Annotated in this window: 16 protein-coding genes; 9 read left to right on the top strand and 7 right to left on the bottom strand. The window is 41.2% G+C overall.

Annotated features, from left to right (window positions below; genetic code table 11):
- Positions 1-45: 45 nt before the first annotated feature.
- Positions 46-618, top strand: a complete 573-nt coding sequence (locus AC1F2U_RS18720) for a prolyl hydroxylase family protein (RefSeq protein ID WP_480262464.1) — start codon at positions 46-48, stop codon at positions 616-618.
- Between the two features lie 35 nt (positions 619-653).
- Here the strand turns inward: AC1F2U_RS18720 and recR are convergent, their stop codons facing one another.
- From recR to AC1F2U_RS18705, 3 genes are all read right to left on the bottom strand, one after another.
- Positions 654-1,211 carry a recombination mediator RecR gene (recR, locus tag AC1F2U_RS18715; protein WP_480262463.1) on the bottom strand — a complete coding sequence of 186 codons (558 nt, stop codon included), beginning with the start codon at positions 1,209-1,211 and terminating at the stop codon, positions 654-656.
- A 69-nt stretch (positions 1,212-1,280) separates the two neighbouring features.
- Positions 1,281-1,409, bottom strand: coding sequence for a hypothetical protein (locus AC1F2U_RS18710; protein WP_480262462.1), 129 nt, complete (start codon positions 1,407-1,409; stop codon positions 1,281-1,283).
- Between the two features lie 31 nt (positions 1,410-1,440).
- The gene (locus AC1F2U_RS18705; protein WP_480262461.1) at positions 1,441-2,478 is read right to left on the bottom strand and encodes an aldo/keto reductase; all 1,038 of its coding nucleotides are present in this window, start codon (positions 2,476-2,478) and stop codon (positions 1,441-1,443) included.
- A 592-nt stretch (positions 2,479-3,070) separates the two neighbouring features.
- Between AC1F2U_RS18705 and AC1F2U_RS18700 the strand changes: the two genes are divergently transcribed.
- From AC1F2U_RS18700 to AC1F2U_RS18690, 3 genes are all read left to right on the top strand, one after another.
- A complete protein-coding gene (locus AC1F2U_RS18700) occupies positions 3,071-4,963 on the top strand; it encodes a lipoxygenase family protein (RefSeq protein WP_480262460.1) in 1,893 nt (630 codons plus the stop codon).
- Between the two features lie 51 nt (positions 4,964-5,014).
- Positions 5,015-6,364 (top strand): cytochrome P450, encoded by a 1,350-nt coding sequence (locus AC1F2U_RS18695; RefSeq protein ID WP_480262459.1) that lies wholly within the window; start codon positions 5,015-5,017, stop codon positions 6,362-6,364.
- Positions 6,365-6,767: 403 nt separating this feature from the next.
- A complete protein-coding gene (locus AC1F2U_RS18690) occupies positions 6,768-7,319 on the top strand; it encodes a hypothetical protein (RefSeq protein WP_480262458.1) in 552 nt (183 codons plus the stop codon).
- Positions 7,320-7,398: 79 nt separating this feature from the next.
- Here AC1F2U_RS18690 and AC1F2U_RS18685 read toward each other — a convergent pair whose 3' ends face one another.
- Complete coding sequence (locus AC1F2U_RS18685) at positions 7,399-8,121, bottom strand: chromophore lyase CpcT/CpeT (RefSeq protein ID WP_480262457.1); 723 nt, start codon at positions 8,119-8,121, stop codon at positions 7,399-7,401.
- A gap of 204 nt (positions 8,122-8,325) precedes the next feature.
- Entirely contained in the window at positions 8,326-8,823 is a 498-nt protein-coding gene (locus AC1F2U_RS18680) for an N-acetyltransferase family protein (RefSeq protein ID WP_480262456.1), read from the bottom strand.
- A 269-nt stretch (positions 8,824-9,092) separates the two neighbouring features.
- Here AC1F2U_RS18680 and AC1F2U_RS18675 point away from each other — a divergent pair, with 269 nt between their 5' ends.
- Both AC1F2U_RS18675 and AC1F2U_RS18670 read left to right on the top strand, forming a co-directional pair.
- On the top strand, positions 9,093-9,311 hold the full coding sequence (locus tag AC1F2U_RS18675; RefSeq protein WP_480262455.1) for a hypothetical protein: 219 nt from the start codon (positions 9,093-9,095) through the stop codon (positions 9,309-9,311).
- A 225-nt stretch (positions 9,312-9,536) separates the two neighbouring features.
- Positions 9,537-10,556: a tRNA-dihydrouridine synthase family protein gene (locus AC1F2U_RS18670; RefSeq protein WP_480262454.1), complete on the top strand. Its 1,020-nt coding sequence runs from the start codon at positions 9,537-9,539 to the stop codon at positions 10,554-10,556.
- A gap of 28 nt (positions 10,557-10,584) precedes the next feature.
- On the opposite strand, the gene AC1F2U_RS18665 is transcribed toward AC1F2U_RS18670, so the two are convergent.
- Positions 10,585-11,388: an SDR family NAD(P)-dependent oxidoreductase gene (locus AC1F2U_RS18665; protein WP_480262453.1), complete on the bottom strand. Its 804-nt coding sequence runs from the start codon at positions 11,386-11,388 to the stop codon at positions 10,585-10,587.
- A gap of 295 nt (positions 11,389-11,683) precedes the next feature.
- Complete coding sequence (dpdE, locus tag AC1F2U_RS18660; RefSeq protein ID WP_480262452.1) at positions 11,684-14,992, bottom strand: protein DpdE; 3,309 nt, start codon at positions 14,990-14,992, stop codon at positions 11,684-11,686.
- Between the two features lie 597 nt (positions 14,993-15,589).
- Here dpdE and AC1F2U_RS18655 point away from each other — a divergent pair.
- Genes AC1F2U_RS18655 through AC1F2U_RS18645 form a run of 3 tightly spaced genes read left to right on the top strand, consistent with a single transcriptional unit; the run spans position 15,590 to position 16,534 of the window.
- Positions 15,590-15,844 carry an RNA-binding S4 domain-containing protein gene (locus AC1F2U_RS18655; RefSeq protein ID WP_289797304.1) on the top strand — a complete coding sequence of 85 codons (255 nt, stop codon included), beginning with the start codon at positions 15,590-15,592 and terminating at the stop codon, positions 15,842-15,844.
- A gap of 47 nt (positions 15,845-15,891) precedes the next feature.
- Positions 15,892-16,308 (top strand): alternative ribosome rescue aminoacyl-tRNA hydrolase ArfB, encoded by a 417-nt coding sequence (arfB, locus tag AC1F2U_RS18650; protein ID WP_335177773.1) that lies wholly within the window; start codon positions 15,892-15,894, stop codon positions 16,306-16,308.
- Positions 16,309-16,357: 49 nt separating this feature from the next.
- Positions 16,358-16,534 carry a hypothetical protein gene (locus tag AC1F2U_RS18645; protein ID WP_194044777.1) on the top strand — a complete coding sequence of 59 codons (177 nt, stop codon included), beginning with the start codon at positions 16,358-16,360 and terminating at the stop codon, positions 16,532-16,534.
- Positions 16,535-16,820 lie beyond the last annotated feature (286 nt).

Genomic DNA, 16,820 nt, shown 5'->3' with positions numbered 1-16,820 from the left:
TAAGGAATACATTATCATCAGGCTTAAATCTCAATCGGCTTAACCATGACCAAGAAAGATTTGCTTCGCAACCAAATTTTTACGCTGGAAAATATTCTTTCGCCAGCAGAATGCGCTGAGTATATTACTTTAACAGAAAACATCGGCTATACAGATGCTCCTATTACTACCCACCGAGGTTTTCAAATGCGTCCCGACATCCGCAATAATCAGCGCGTTATTCTAGATGACCGGGAGCGTGCTTTTGATTTATGGCAGCGTGTGTCAAATTATATCCCCAAGACCATTGGTAGATGGCATCCAGTTGGGCTGAATGAGCGTTTTCGTTTCTATCGCTACGATCCAGGTCAGAGGTTTGCACCTCACCATGATGGTCCTTATCGCCGAACTAACGGTGAGGAAAGCTTATTGACTTTTATGATTTATCTGAATGAAGGGTTTGAAGGCGGCGAAACCCGCTTTTATCTTCCTGAATACTACATAGATTTATCTAATCTAGCTGTGCTTCCAGTAACAGGTATGGCTTTGTGTTTTGTCCACGAGCTAGTACATGAGGGCGCTACTATTATCCAGGGGCGAAAGTACGTCTTGCGATCGGATGTTATGTACAGTCAATAGTCGAGAAAGTGATTAACCAGCAAAATCAACACAATTTAATCTAACTCCCGACGGCCTTCCAACGCCCTTGCCAAAGTTACTTCGTCTGCGTACTCCAAATCGCCACCCACAGGTAAACCAAAAGCAATCCGCGTCACTTTGGTAAATGGTTTCAATAGCTGACCGATATACAGGGTTGTTGTCTCCCCTTCTACACTCGGACTAATTGCCAGAATTACTTCTTGAGGTTTTTGCTGACTCACCCGGCGCTGCAAAGCTAGTATATTCAATTGATCTGGGCCAATTCCATCAATTGGCGAAATCACCCCGCCCAAAACGTGATACTTGCCTTTGTATTCGCGGGTTTTTTCCAGCGCAATCACATCGCGAGGATCTGCAACAACACAGATAGTGGTGTTGTCACGGTTGGCATTGCGGCAAATTTCACAAACAGGTTCAGCAGATAAGTGAAAGCAAACAGAACACAAGCCTATCTGTTTTTTTGCCTCAACTAAAGCTTGTGCCAAAGCTTCTACTTCTGCTTCTGGTCGCTTCAAAATATGCAAAGCCAGTCGTTGGGCACTTTTGGGGCCAACTCCCGGTAGGCGTTGCAATTGTTCAATTAACCGTGCTAAAGGGCGTGCGTAAACCGTTGTCTTGTCTCCAGAATGTTTTCACTTTAACTATGATGACATTTTTTGAGTACTTCCATCAGACGCAACACTTCCAACTCGCGATCGCTCAGTTCTGGATTTTGCAGCAACTCTACCAGTTTTGTGCCATTTGCTGTGAACTGCCCAAATCGCTTTCATCCTTAGTTTTCAAACACGCCCTAGTAAAAACTTATCCTAACCACTCAGGATTTTTGGCTGTACCATCAAATTGGTTAGTGGTTTTAAACAGTTCATACTGACCTTTGAGAGCAGCTTGGCGAGTCCGATTCAGTAATGCTCTAACTTGTTCCTGACTCATGGGTTTAAAAGTACGTACTGCCTCGAAAGCCTGGTTTAAGATGGGCATACTTTCAATGCCTGTAATCACCGTTGAAGTTGGCAGATTCATCGCGTAATGCAGACATTCGATCGGTTTGACCACATTGCTTTTGAGAATGTTTTGGTCGCCCATTGATTTCATCCCCAGTACAGCAATTCCGTCTTCAACCAGTCTGGGTAAAACTTGCCTCTCAAAACTGCGGAAATGGGCATCCATAACATTTAACGGCATCTGTACTGCATCAAAACGGAAGTTGTTTTGATTGGCAACTTCCAACATTCTCAGGTGTACTAAAGGGTCTTTATGTCCAGTAAAGCCTATGTAGCGAATCTTGCCAGCTTTTTGTGCTTCCACAACTGCTTCCATCGCACCACCAGGGGCAAAAATCCTGTCTGGGTCTTCCATCCGAATAACTTCATGATGCTGCAACAAATCAATGTGGTCTGTTTGCAAACGTTTTAAAGATTCATCAATTTGTTTAGCCGCCGCCGCCTTTGTGCGACCGTCGATTTTAGTCATCAGAAAAGCTTTTTGACGATAACCATTTTGCAGAGCTTTACCCATGCGAATTTCGCTACCTCCATTATGGTAATCCCAGCAATTGTCCATAAAATTGATCCCGCGATCGAGAGCAGTACGGATCAGATTAATACCCTCTTGTTCATCTTTTGGTCTACCAATATGATGACCACCTAGACCAATTACAGATATTTGTTCTTTGGTACGTCCTAGTTGCCTGTAGAGCATTTCCCCTTTTTTAATCTGGAGTGGGGTAGACTGATTTTGCGCTAAAACCTGTTTGGTTAAACCTTGTAAAGCAAATACCCCGGCTCCACCTAAACCAGAAGCAGAAACTACCTTCAGTAAATTTCGTCTGCTAATATCCACAAATTTATCCTTTTGCCACAGTATGAGAACTTGCCTTCATAGCTTTGCATGGAGCAAAATTCGTTGCTTCTAACTCTTGAAGGATAAAAGCAGTGAGGTAGAGATAGATTTTTGATAGAGGGAAGGTAATAGAAAAATATTTTATTGCTGTGTAAGCAGAGGAAGCATTGGAGACATCGGCAGCAGAGGAAGAATCTGATAGTTGTATTCCCGATCTTGTTTCAGTAGTTCAAATGTCAACTCCAACACAATACTTTAGTCTGAAAGTTTTATTTGAGAATTGTTTCTAAATCTTGGTAAATATTATTTGTATTGCTAAATATTTCTTGGAAGTTTTTTAAACACAGGACTTATGCAAAAATAGCCAAAAAGCTTAATTGATCGAACCACCAAGACGCCAAGAACGCCAAGAGTTCGTAGAGTTTGCGTAAGTCCTAAAATATTTATTGCGCGGTTCAAGAGTTGATAAAATCGAGAAAATTTCTTTAGAAAAATCGTAATTTTAAACTTGATTGCGATAATACGTTTAGGTAAATCAAACCTGTTTATCTTAAACTATTAAAGTTCCCCGTACTAAACATGAGTAGGGTCAATGACTGCTTCATCACCAGAAAATTCAATCAGCTCATCAATTACTCATACTTTAGATATAGCTAGGCAAGAGTATCAATATAACTACGTCCATATTCCATCTATTGCGATGCTGGATCGGCTTTCTCTTGCGGAAGAGTTCGCTACTAACTGGTATTTTTTATTAGCCCAGCAGTTACGAGTTGTGTTTATCAATACCTTGATTGTCAACAGAGGCAATCAAGGTTCTAAATCGATTCGTGATGATGTCGAAAAGTTTATTTTAGAAGCCTTTCTCAAGGGAGCAGTACCAGCAAAAATCACTATTCTGGCAAGAATCCTGCAAATTATCCCTCAGTTTTTGCTCAAAAGCATATCTAAGGATGTTAGAGAACTCGACGATCTTTTTTATTCTATTCTGAAAGAAAACGGACTTGTAATCCTCAGAGATGCCCTAAATAGGATAATTAACCTTTTATATGAAGGCCAGCCTACAGGACATGCAACCAGTCTCAAGGACTACGAAAATTTGTTTCCGGTGATTGGTGTACCAGCGATCGCTAAAACTTACCAAGAAGATGAAGTATTTGCCTATATGCGAGTGGCTGGCTACAATCCCGTCACGATCGCGCAAGTAACTACTCCAGGCGATCGCTTCCCAGTCACAGACGAACATTACCAAGGTGTGATGGGAAGTGACGATTCATTAGCAGCAGCCGGACTTGAACGCAGGCTCTACTTAGCTGACTATAAAATTTTAGATGGTGCGGTCAACGGTACATTCCCACACGAGCAAAAATATCTCTATGCTCCCCTAGCACTATTTGCCTTACCCAAAGGCTCAGACCCCACCCGTTTATTGCGTCCGATAGCCATTCAATGCGGTCAAACCCCAGGCCCAGATTATCCAATTGTTACCCCTAACTCTGGTAAATACTCTTGGCTTTTTGCCAAAACAATAGTCCAAATAGCAGATGCCAATTACCACGAAGCTGTTACTCATCTAGCAAGAACTCACCTGTTTGTTGGTGTTTTTGCGATCGCCACCGCAAGACAACTACCACTTACCCATCCCCTAAGAATTCTGTTGCGCCCGCATTTTGACAGCACCTTAGCAATTAACGATGCCGCCCAACGGATTCTCATAGCTCCAGGCGGTGGTGTCGATAGATTACTCTCATCATCGATCGATAACTCTCGCGTTTTAGCAGTGCTAGGCTTGCAAAGCTATGGTTTTAACAGCGCCATCTTACCTAAGCAATTCCAACAGCGCGGTGTAGACGATCCCAACCTCTTGCCTATTTATCCTTACCGAGATGATGCGCTATTAGTCTGGGATGCCATTCATCAATGGGTTTCAGACTACCTGAACCTTTACTACCCTACCGATGAAGACATTCAGAAAGATACAGCCTTGCAAGCCTGGGCAGCCGAAATCCCAGCTTACGATGGTGGTCGCATCCCCGATTTTGGCGAAGATGGAGGCATCAAAACGCTCAATTACCTGATTGATGCCACTACGCTGATTATTTTCACTGCCAGCGCCCAACACGCTGCGGTTAACTTTCCGCAAAAAGATTTTATGGGCTACGCCGCAGCCATACCATTGGCAGGTTATTTACCAGCCTCAACTCTCAAAAGAGAAGTTACTGAGCAAGACTACCTCAATTTGCTCCCTCCCTTAGATCAGGCACAACGGCAATACAACCTACTCAGCTTGTTGGGGTCTGTGTACTACAACAAGCTGGGCGATTATCAGCAAGGGTACTTTACAGACCAAAAAGTAAAACCATTGCTACAAGCATTCCAGAGTAATCTTCAGCAGGTAGAAGATACCATCAAGCAACGTAATTTACACCGTCCACCCTATGAGTATCTACTTCCTTCTAAAATTCCTCAGAGCATCAATATTTGATTTAGGCACAAATGACCAATGACCAATGACAAATGACTCAAAATAAATACTATGACACTTAAAGATAAAGTCCTCAAAGGTCACGATCGCCAGCTTTGGCTTGCACCTATACTAGCCAAAGTAGGTTACGATACTGCGATCGGCAAGTTTCTCCGCTTGATTTTTTATTACATGGATGCGTCAATCATGCTCAATGCATGGCGGGACTTTCTTTACATCCGTAAGGATAATATTGGAGACAAGTATTTTGCAGTAGACCAAGCAATTATGCATTCCTCTCACTCGCAGGTGAGAGAACTAATGCAAACCCAACCCCAACTGCGAGGAAATGATTTAGGCATCATCAGAATATTAGCTCCTAGCTACCTGCTGGATAATCCTCTGAGCTTGGGAACAAACGGTAACGAACACACAGGACTACGTACTGTAATCTTACAAGCCTTACCGGAACCGTCAGGGCAGATAAACTTTTTAGGGAATCTAGTAGAGCAAAGCCTGTTAGAAGCTGCTAAACAAGACAAATTACACATCGGCAACGATTTGCCAAAAATTATGCTGTCGAGTTTGCACCAACTAGTTTTTCAAATATCTTTATCTGAAAAAGAAATCGCAGCATCCGATAGTTACATTAAAGGTTTGGCTCTTGCATCCTTGCCTAATTTTATCAGCAAGTATCTGCTAGCAATATTAACAGCGCCAAAAATTCGGCATCGTCAATATTTAACTAACCGATATAAACAATCAGCTAAATGGGCATCTTACTTTGAAACAGGCGCTCAGTATCAGTTGAACGAACACCAAATTGCTAATACCCTTTTCGATATGATTCATATCGCTGGTACTGCTGGCACAAGTGCGCTTTTGGGATCTGTGATTGGTGTTCTCTGCTTAGATAATACCCTTAGAAATGATGTAGTATCAGAAATAAATGCTGTCTGGAATGGCAAGAAAAGTTTAGATCCAGATGCTCTAGAAAAGTTAACACTTCTCAATCAAGTGATTTTAGAAACGGCTCGTCTCTATCCACCTGTGCGATTTGTTAGCCAACTCACCACTGAAGCGGGTGAAGTTGAGATTGGAAAACAAAAATGTCCATTCCAAAAAGGTACTCGCTTGCTTGGCTCTATTCTTACAGCTAATCGGGATACCAATAGATACCAAAATCCAGATGATTTTGATCTAACACGGGATTTTTCAGATATCTTATCTTGGAATGGCGAAGGGCATGAACGAGCCTGTCCTGGTACATCTTTATCAATTGGCTTTATCAAAATTTTCTGTTTACATCTGTTTCACAACTATCAATGGGACTCAATTACAGAAGTCAAGTGGGATTTTGAAAAAGTGACTGCCGTTACTCCTAATAATTTAGTACTACAAGGTTTTGCTCAACGACTGTGAGTAAGGGACTTCCAGTAGAGGCGCACAGTTGTCATTAGTGTGAACTTAAGCTGAAAGCCTTTTCAAATCTCGTTTCCAGCCTCTGGGGAAATGCACTTCAATTGCGGCTCTGCCGCCAGCAAGGGAGGCGGAGCCTCTAGAACGGCATTCCCAGTCGGAGCAGGGGAACGAGACAACGAGACAATATCTAAAAGCTTGTTCTAGGCTGGCTTTCACGTTAAGTTGACACTAATGCACATCTGTGATCCTTTACTTCTCGTGCGGAATTATAAGTTGGTAATTGTTCTGGTTTTTTGAGTTGATTTTACTCTTTTTCTAGTACAAGATTACTCAGATTTTCTCTAACTCGGTTCGTTAAAAATTTAGGTATTATTTTAGCTGAAAGGAAATAATTACAAATTATATGGCTGAATTAATTGAAAAAAAGCAACTTAATAATATTGCAACCTGGATGATTCCAATCAAAGAAACAAACTTACCATCTGTCCTTAAAGGTGTGTTTTTTATGCATGGCAATCCACTACCAGATACTTGCATTACTATGTACAATTTAGAATGGGATATAGAGAATAGAACTTTGCTTTTACCGATATTTGCCCCGTTACAGTGGACTTTTCATGACTCGATTGCTGGCTGGATATTACTACGTTCAATTCAATGGTTTAGAGTAAGTTACAAAATTCAGTTTGAAGATGAAACTTTGCAACAAGCTCAAGTCACACCTGTTTTTTTAGGAATATCAGTTCCAAAATCAATTGTCAGTTTCACAATGTCCCAAGACAAAAATTCTCTCAATGGAGATATTTGGCACAGAAAGAACGTTTGGTTCGGCGGACTTTCTCGGGCTGGTGAGTATACTCTCCGTAGGGTTGTTGATAAAGATGGTTGTTATACTCCTGCTTTTAACGATATGCTTACCAGAGTACAAAATGAATGTTTAGTTATTGGACACTAATTAAATCGTTCCGGCTCATGTTTAGTCAGCTAAAGCTTACAGCCTTGTCGCCCTACTATCACTAACTTTAAATAGAGATTTAATTCTTTTTTGATTTCTGTTTTTGCCGATTTAAAATTGCATTTTTTGTACTCCAAATTCCCAAAGCCAGTAACCCGAATGTGACAGAGGGTTCTGGAACAGAATTAACTCGACGAAATTCAATGGGTGTGGCTACAAGTAAATTGCCTTTCTTGTCAAAAATTTTGTCTAAGGAGTCGATGCTACTTTGCTCAATAGTTATATCAGAAACCACTTTGAAGCCATTATTTGTTATACAGCCATTGGGAGCGTTGTTCCCAATGTAGCTGTTCGGCTCCCAAAATAATTGCAGATTACAGGTGTTCTTCTCAACATTGTTAATATTAAGCTGTCGCCTAGACTGAGAATGATTGCATAACCCGCGTACAGTATTTTCATTTAAAAAGCTGCTAATACTTAGATTCACAGCCGAATTTCCTTGATTAAAAGAATAAAGGCGTAGCCGCTCAAAACCTGGGCTTTCTTGCTCTAGATAAACGTTCTGTGTTTCAGCCAGAGGATTAGTACCATTCAGTTGTACATTACAACTTGATATAGTAATTAATGGCACAGAGGGGCTATTAGCAACCTGTTGAGCATTATCAAAAAAACCAGTGAACCACTGTGCTACTTCCTGAACCTGTTTCTTAATGGGTGGCGCACTGGTATCAGCACGGCTTTGTTGAACAAATGAAAATGTAGTGACTAAGAATGTCAAAATTGATACTTTGAGTAAATGCATAGAGGTTTGGACTCCAACACAAGCAGATTACAGACTTATGGACAAATAATTTACACCATCAAGCTCCATTTTCCGTCATGAAATAAATTTCTTAGCTGTTGGCTAATAACTCTTGTGTCATTTTCCAGATTAAGCAAGTAGTAAATAACTTCAATTATCCAGATTAGCCATTCAGTTTAGACTCAAAGAGAATCTATCAAGTAGTTAGCTATTATATGCAAATATCAAAAATTCAGTGCCTTCATAGATGAACTCTGCCATCTTGCACATACCCATCTTTTGATGTGCTTGAAGTGATGCTTTGTTATTTGCCTTGATGAACAGTATTCCTTCCCGCTTTGGTAGAAAATCTTTCAACTTAGCAAACATTACCGCAGCAATACCTTGCCTACGCATAGTTTCATCAACACAAATGGGGCCATACAAGTAAGCATCTTTTGTACCAGGATAGGCTTGTAACATCACCTTTATAATTGGTAGATTAGCAGTTGTCTTTGACCAACTGAGTAAGAATCCTACAACTTGACCATTTTTACGCGCTACAACGCTCGGCATTGTAGATATAGTCATCATCACAGCCTCTGGGTCAAGATGACCTAACAACATACCACCATGTTCTGCGTCATTGGCTTGGGCCAACTTGACGATTTCAGTAACATCACTGGGGCTGGCACGGTCAATCACTACATCATTGAGACACATACCTGGTTAATATAAATAGGAGAAAGACTTGGAGCAAAAGAATTTTCTTTTAGAAGAATAACAGAGAAGAACAAATTAGAGACTAACAAAACCTATTTTTATGTTTTGTTACGTAATAGGTCAGCTCTAAGTTTCTGTAGACGGCTCTAGCTCCAGAAAAAACCTGCTGGGATTTGCATGACTTTAAGATTGACTACTTTACTTTATAAGCCAGTAGCCCTGATGATATTTATCGTTCAGTTTCAGTCAAAATTTTAACTAAACCTCCTATGCCCAGTGTTGTGATTATCTCTTTTTCTGGTGCAGGTCATACTCATCTTATGGCCCAAGCTATTGCTGAAGGTGCAAGTAAAGTTAAAGACAATACTGTTGAGCTACTACGGTTTACTGGAGAGCAGATAGTCATTTCTAGGATTGAAGCTTCAATAAAAAAATATGATGACATAGCGTTAAGTGTACCCACATTAAAACTTTCAATCTCAAACTAACTGATTCGAGCGATCGCCCTTGAGCAAAACTTTGCGATTTACTGATACTAGCTTTCTCGGAGGTTTTGTATACTTAACCTCCCCATTAGTGCGATAACACCAATTAATACCATTTTGGATTGAGAATCGCTTTCTCTGTTTGGATTCTATTAATCCATCTGTCGTAATTATTTTTAAAATTGGTATAACTTAACAGTGATGCTTTGTCGATCGCTCTTGATCTTTATGCCCCAGGTATCGCTCCCCCAATCGTTCTATCCACACCTACCCCTCACCGCTCTTGCTCCCATGCAGGATGTGACAAACCTCTGGTTTATGAAGGTCATTGCCCACTACGGCAGCCCTGACTATTTTTTCACCGAATATTTCCGCGTCAATGATACCTCACGGCTCAATCGTAGCATTTTGGTAGCAATCACCGAAAACGATACAGGTCGCCCCGTTTTTGCTCAAATGATTGGCGAAAGCATTCCAGACTTAGTAAGAACAGCAAAGGAACTCTGCAATTATAATATCGCTGGAGTTGACTTGAATATGGGCTGTCCAGCACCCAGAATCTATCGCAAAAATGTTGGGGGTGGATTGCTGCTCTTACCAGAAAAAGTGGATCGGATTTTGGGAGAACTGCGGCAAGCAGTCAACAATCGACCTTTAACCGTCAAGATGCGTGTAGGCTTTGAAAATACAGATAATTTTTACAAAATTCTAGATATCATCAATCGCCACAGCATTGATTTGCTGAGTTTGCATGGTCGCACGGTGAAAGACATGTACCACGGGGCAGTTAAATATGATTTGATCGCTGAAGCCGTTAGACGAGTTGATTGTCCAGTGCTTGCCAATGGCAATATTAACTCGGCGACAACTGCTGTTGAAGTGCTTTCTCAAACGGGTGCGGCGGGTGTGATGGTGGGACGCTGGGCGATCGGGAATCCTTGGATTTTTAATCAAATTCGGCAAGCTTTGCGAAAAGAACCGATCGCGCCCGTTCCTTTAGCAGAAGTACGCAACTATATCGATCGTTTATGGCAAACCCCCACAGCAGCAACTATGCCAGAGCGATCGCGTGTAGGCTACCTAAAAATGTTCCTCAACTACATTGCTCTGAGTGTTGACACTGAAGGTCATTTTTTACGATTGATGCGACACACTTCTACTGAGGCAGAATTGTTTAACCTCTGCGATCGCGTTCTCCTTACCGATTTGACAAAAACTTTAGCCCTAGCGCCTTCTTTAAGCGTGTGATATCGGGCGTTGTCGATTTGGCTATGATTTATGGTAAATTCAACCGTTTGCGCGCACCAAATCGAAACAAGTTATCTGGCAATATTGCTTTTAAGCGAGGCAACCATTGTGCCTCATTGCCAACACGATAGCGTAATCGTGGCGACCGACTACGAGCAGCAAATAGAATCGTCTGTGCAACTTTTTCCGGATCGTCGCCTTGTGCAATTGCTTGGCTAACAGTTGAGCGAATCACATCGCGTACATTATCGTAATCAGCGTAATTCAATGTAGGTGACAACATGGCGTGGTTGAAGTTGGTCTTAAAGTAACCAGGCTCAATTAAAGACACTTTAATATTGAAAGGGTCTAGTTCCACGCTCAATGCTTCACTATAACCTTCGAGTGCAAACTTACTTGCACTATAAAAACCTTGACCTGGTGCGCCAATCAATCCCGCCACTGAACTGATATTAATAATATGCCCACTACGCTGCTGTCTCATAACTGGCAAAACAGCATTGTTAACCCGGACAACACCCCAAAAGTTGGTTTCAAAAACCTCCTTGGCTTGTTCTAAAGAAGTTTCTTCAATCATGCTGGCATGAATTTGTCCAGCATTGTTAATCAATAAATCAATGCGATTAGTCCGCGCGAGCAACTGCTTGATACAGGATTGTACTGAAGACTCGGAGGTAACATCGAGTGTCAACATTTCCACATCTTCTAAAGTTGGATATTCCTTACGACTGGTACCGAAGACCCAGTAACCTTCTTGAGCGAGCTTTTGAGCAGTTAACAGCCCAAATCCAGATGATGCTCCTGTTACTAGCACGACCTTTTTATCAGTCATAGGTTCTCCTCTTGTTTGTGAATTCTTTGATACTGCGATAGATTACACCCTGTCTAATAGTCGCGTTTTTTCTAAACCTTATTCGTTCATTATTCATTTTCAATAAAAACATAATTTTAGCAGTCCTGCACTTTGTACATCATCTACTTGAAACGTGCTGTACATATTTTTACAGCAATGCCATCAATAACACCAAAATAAAAAGATCCCCGAATTTTTAAATAAGTCGGGGATTTCAATCTCTCAATTATTGGAAATCAAATAGAATTACCAAAGCTATTAATCACACACCATATCATTCAAATTGCACAAGCGATCGCCCCGATACTACAATAAAACCTACAGAGTCAAGCCTTAGAAGCGGCTGGCGAATTCCTTCTAGAATGGCTGCATTTAAAGCAGTTTCTATCTTCAATTCTTCAGCTAATGCGTTATCCCAACTTTGCTGGTTTAAACGTAGTCGTAATTGTTCTACTCTATTGGCTAATTTCTTTTCAGCGACTTTAGCACAACTTTGACATAAGTCAATAAAATCGGGACGATTTGAAAGTAATTCCGCAGAAGTGTTACGCATTTCATAGCAAAAATTTTGCCATTTACTAGGGTCAACAAAATCGTCAATAATTCCTAAGCGCTCTTTTGCTAGATTGTAATCTCGTCCTTGATTATTGTTTTTATCTTTATATGGACGTTGCAGAATACTTAAGAGTGCTTTATCCTCAACAACCCGGATTGGCTGCTTGCGACCATCAACATAGATAGTTTCTATAATTGGTGGAAATAGAGCATCAACGCGGCGCTGCAAATTTTTGAATTGAGAATTATCTAGTTTGTTATCTAGTAAAACTTGTTTGGCAGTTCTTAAATTTGCCTCGACTACATAATTGCACTGGAAACCGAACCACTCTTTCCCTTCTTTCGCGTCCCAAGATGCATCAGTGCGCCACAGAGCAAAGGCTTCACCTCGGTCATCCCAGTTGATATAGTTCGAGAGTGCTTCGACAAATCCTTCCCCAACTCGAAAGAGTTTAACACCAGGATTTTGGTTTGCTACTCTGCGATTATAAGTACCAAATTGGTCTAAATAACTCTCAGCAAAACGGTCTTTTAAATCATTTATCGGCACCAATGTCCGCGTTGTCGGTTGATAACGTCGCATCTCTGATGAATCGGGGTTATTCAGTCCTCTGAATCCCAGCGCGTCACAAATCCAGCCTTCAATTGCTCGTTTCATTTCTAGATGACGAGCATCGTAATTATCTAGCTCTTGAAAATACTCGGTAGCAATTTCATCGTTTGCATCAATTTCATCTAGAGCATTTTGTTCGCTAATTTTGGCTATTTCCGCTTCAATTTGCGCTTGAATTGGTGAAACCATCTCTAACAATCCAGCCGCACCTGATTGAAACAAAACTGTTTCTAATTCGGCGAGTTTCTCATCCACATAAAACTGTAGACTGGCAATTGATTGTTGGAAAATACCAAACCCATCTTTTAATACTTTATACCAAGCATTGTGAGGACTATCTTCCAAATAAGGGCCAATCAAGGCACTAGATTGGATGCCAATTTTGCTGCCAATGCGGTCAAGTCTGCCAATTCTCTGTTCTAATTGATTAGGCGACCAAGGAAGGTCAAAATGAATTAACCAATCGGCAAACTGGAGGTTACGTCCTTCTTCTCCAGAGCGATCGCATACTAAAATAAAGCAGTTTGGGTTATTCTTGAACCGATTTAAGCCTTCCTCAACTTTGTCTGGTGATTCTCCAAATTGATGGCTAGCTATTGTCTCTGCACCAAAGGTATCAGATAAATACCGGACAATTTCGCCACAAGTTTGCACAAAACTGGTAAATACAACAAATTTGGGCAGAATATCGCCAGTAATTGGTCTCTTAATTCTCTGCTGTATTCTCGTGATGAATTCCTTTTGATTCTTCCGAACGTTTGCGGGAATTTTGAAATAAGTACCTAGCTGATTCAACAGCACTGTTTTCAAATTTTCCGTCCGTTGTCCGTCCTCTTGAGGTTGACGAACAATTTTTAGTAAGGATTGGAGAATCTCTTCTTCCCCTGAAAATTTGGGGGTTGTAGTTAATAGGCGAATATCATCTTCTTTAAACTCCTGGATGAGTTTAACATGAGGTTTTGCAGTTAACCGCGCCGTAAGTACCTGCTCTAAAATGCCTAACCAAGTACCAGCAGCGAGAAATAACAGCAGAAAAACTCGCTGATATTGCTTGTCAGCAGGAGCAACACTCCGCCATTGATTGAGGAGTTCGTGAATATCAAGCGATCGCTCGTCTAAATCGTACTCTTCTTTTGGTGTAAAGTTGCGGTCAAATATCACGTCTTCCACCGCAGCGCGACGGTTGCGAAGCATTCGGCGGTGTAGTCGATAGATATCACTGACATGGACGCGAATCGCTTGGACGATTTGCTCTTGTTCAGGAGAATTTGCTTGTAAATTTTCTAAATCATCCGCCAGTTTCAGTAAATACTTATCCTCAGCCAAGAGGTTTCGCAATTGCTGCAAGTTACTTTTGAGAACCTCTGGTTCTGCACCTTCTTTAAAAGAAAGCAGAAGTTTACCAATTTGCTGACGGCTTTCAACTTTGGCACGGAAACCTGCTAGATCGCCAATTTTATAAGTTGTTGGGTCGAGTAAGTGCAACATGGCCAGAAAATCCTGCTCGTGATTGAGAACAGGAGTGGCAGATAATAAAAGTAAGCGATCGCTTTTATGAGCCAGTTCTTTGCAAGTCTGAAAACGCTGGCGCACTGTTGCATCCTTAGAGGTTGCCATTGCTGCAATATGATGGGCTTCATCTAAAATTAAGCAGCCTATCCTTGCTTTCAGGTTGATTTTATGGATATCTTCAACCGCCAGCACCGCTACCCGTTTGCCAAAATGGGAGATGTAAAACTTGTTTTCTAACTCAGTTCGCCATTGTTTGAGCAAATATTGCGGAACTAATACCACCGCATTTTTTTTCGGTTCATCGAGAAGAAATTGACGCAGAATCGCACCCGCTTCGATGGTTTTTCCCAGTCCCACCTCATCTGCTAACAAGTAGCGTTGAATTGGGTCTTCTAGTACCCGCCGCACTACTTCAACTTGGTGAGGATAAAGATTAATATTTGCCGAAATCAGTCCCGTCATCCCGCGACTCACAGCGCGTTGCTGAGTCAAGGATTTCACGAAAGCCAATCTTTTGTCGTGGAAATAGGGCGTTTCGTGACCCTTCATCGCCAGAGTTTGGATGGGGTCTGTATTTGGTAGATTACACCGAACGTAAATATCTTCAACAGAAGCGATCGCAGTTTTTTTATCTGGTAAATCAATTTGATACATTTCTGTATCATCATCCCAAATAAAAACTCTGCCCACTATCCACTTATCCTGAGTTTGGGACTTGATATAGCATCGAGCCTGGGGTTCGAGCTTGACTTCAGAGAGCGAACTTAAAGGTAAAGTTTTTTGGAGACGTTGGCCTATAGAGCAGAAATACTCCACGTTTGCATTGGTATCAGATATTTCCGTAACTTTTCCGATACCCAAAGAGTTATTCTGGGACTGTACCAATAAACCAAGCTTAATCATAGATCCAGTCCCCTGAACACACTAAAAGAACCTTCCAGACTAGTTTTTAGCCCATATCTGGCAGTTTTGTCGATCAACATTATAGATAATAACTGGTATTACAGTTTTTGTTAGAGCGATATCTACGACGGTCACTGAGCGACTGGTGAGCGGCTTGCCCTGAGCGCAGTCGTTGGCGCAGCCTCTCGTAGAGAAGGGAGTCGAACCATGCCGTACCACTTTGTGGAAGCAAGCTACGCCCAGCGTCTCGTAGAGAAGTGCGGGCTATTCAGCGTCGCTCCATCACAGCCAATTAATAAAATTAGCAATTTTCAGGTAAATACACCACACAGTAGAGGTACAGCATTGTTGTGCTTTTACAACATATACAGTTCAATTGTATGAAAACTGCTGTAAATTCACATTTCTCAGCAAAGTTTTGCCTAAAAGCGTGACTTTGTTAAATGTTTGCCAACACAATGCTATTGCAGGGTATTGCAAATTAAATTTGCTACGAATTAATGAAATACTGTACTTAGCTGATTATGGGGTGTAACAAATTTACGCTTTGGCTTGAGAAGGCCGCGATACAATTAAGATTGTGTACATTTATTTACTATGAAAAAAATTAGAGACAACACAATTAAGTTAAATCAATTTTTAAAGTTGATGGGTATAGTGCCAACTGGAGGCCAAGCCAAGCTAATGATTCAAGGTGGTGATGTCCAAGTAAACGGGATGCTGGAAACTCGACGAGGACGGCGACTAGTACCGGGCGATAAAGTGACAATCCAAGGACAGACTTTAGAAGTGAATTTGAACAACAATGAAGACCCAGATGTAATGATAGATTTAGCCGAGCAAACCGAGTAAAGAAAGTTTATCCCAAAGTTACAAGTTTCTCTTTTGCCTTGTGAGTAATGCTGCAAATTTCCAATAATGTTATTATCCCACAGACTGAGATTGAAATTACTGCGATTCGCTCGCAAGGAGCAGGAGGTCAAAATGTAAATAAGGTTTCTACCGCGATCCACTTGCGCTTCGATATTGCGGCTTCATCATTACCCAACTATTATAAACAACAGCTTTTAAAGCTCAACGATCGCCGCATTAACCAAGAAGGAGTAGTGGTAATTAAAGCCCAGGAACACCGAAGCCAAGAAAACAATCGCGAGTCAGCCTTGAAACGACTTCAAGAACTCATTCAAAGCGCAGTTGTCGTAACAATCAAACGCAAACCCACTAAACCAACTCGCAGTTCTCAAAGAAAACGCCTTGACCACAAAAGTAAGCGCGCACAGATTAAATCTAACAGAGGGCAGGTGACAGATTGTTAATTCATCGATTATTTGTAGAGAACAGACATATTATTCAATATGAAAAAAGATGAATAAGACATTACTAAAGATTTTGATGTTTGCGCTTTTAATCTTGTTTATCATCTCTCCCTTTGCGGCCCTTGCGGGTTTAATGCTTGTAGTGTTAGTTGCGGCATTTTTCTTTTTACTAGGGGACGTGTTTCAAGCAATTATTGGTCGCAACACCGACCCGAAAAAGTCATAAAACCAAAATTCCAAATGAAGATAGGAATTTCCCCTCGTTAAGCAACCAACTAGCGCTGTATTGGATTCAACACAGAAACGCTATATACAGCATTCGTTTTTTAAGTAAATGACGTACACAGATAGGGGCACAACATTGTTGTGTCCTTATACCATTTCTTTGTGAGGCTGCGCCAAACCCTTTTAACTTCTTTTTTTATTTTCTTTGTGTCCTTTGCGTCCTTCTCCCAAGGGGAGACGCTAACGCGAATGTAGTTCGTTTTTCTTTCTTCTACTGAAAGATGGTT

This window comes from Nostoc sp. LEGE 12454 (assembly GCF_056620565.1).
This window is presented reverse-complemented; position numbering and strand designations above follow the sequence as displayed.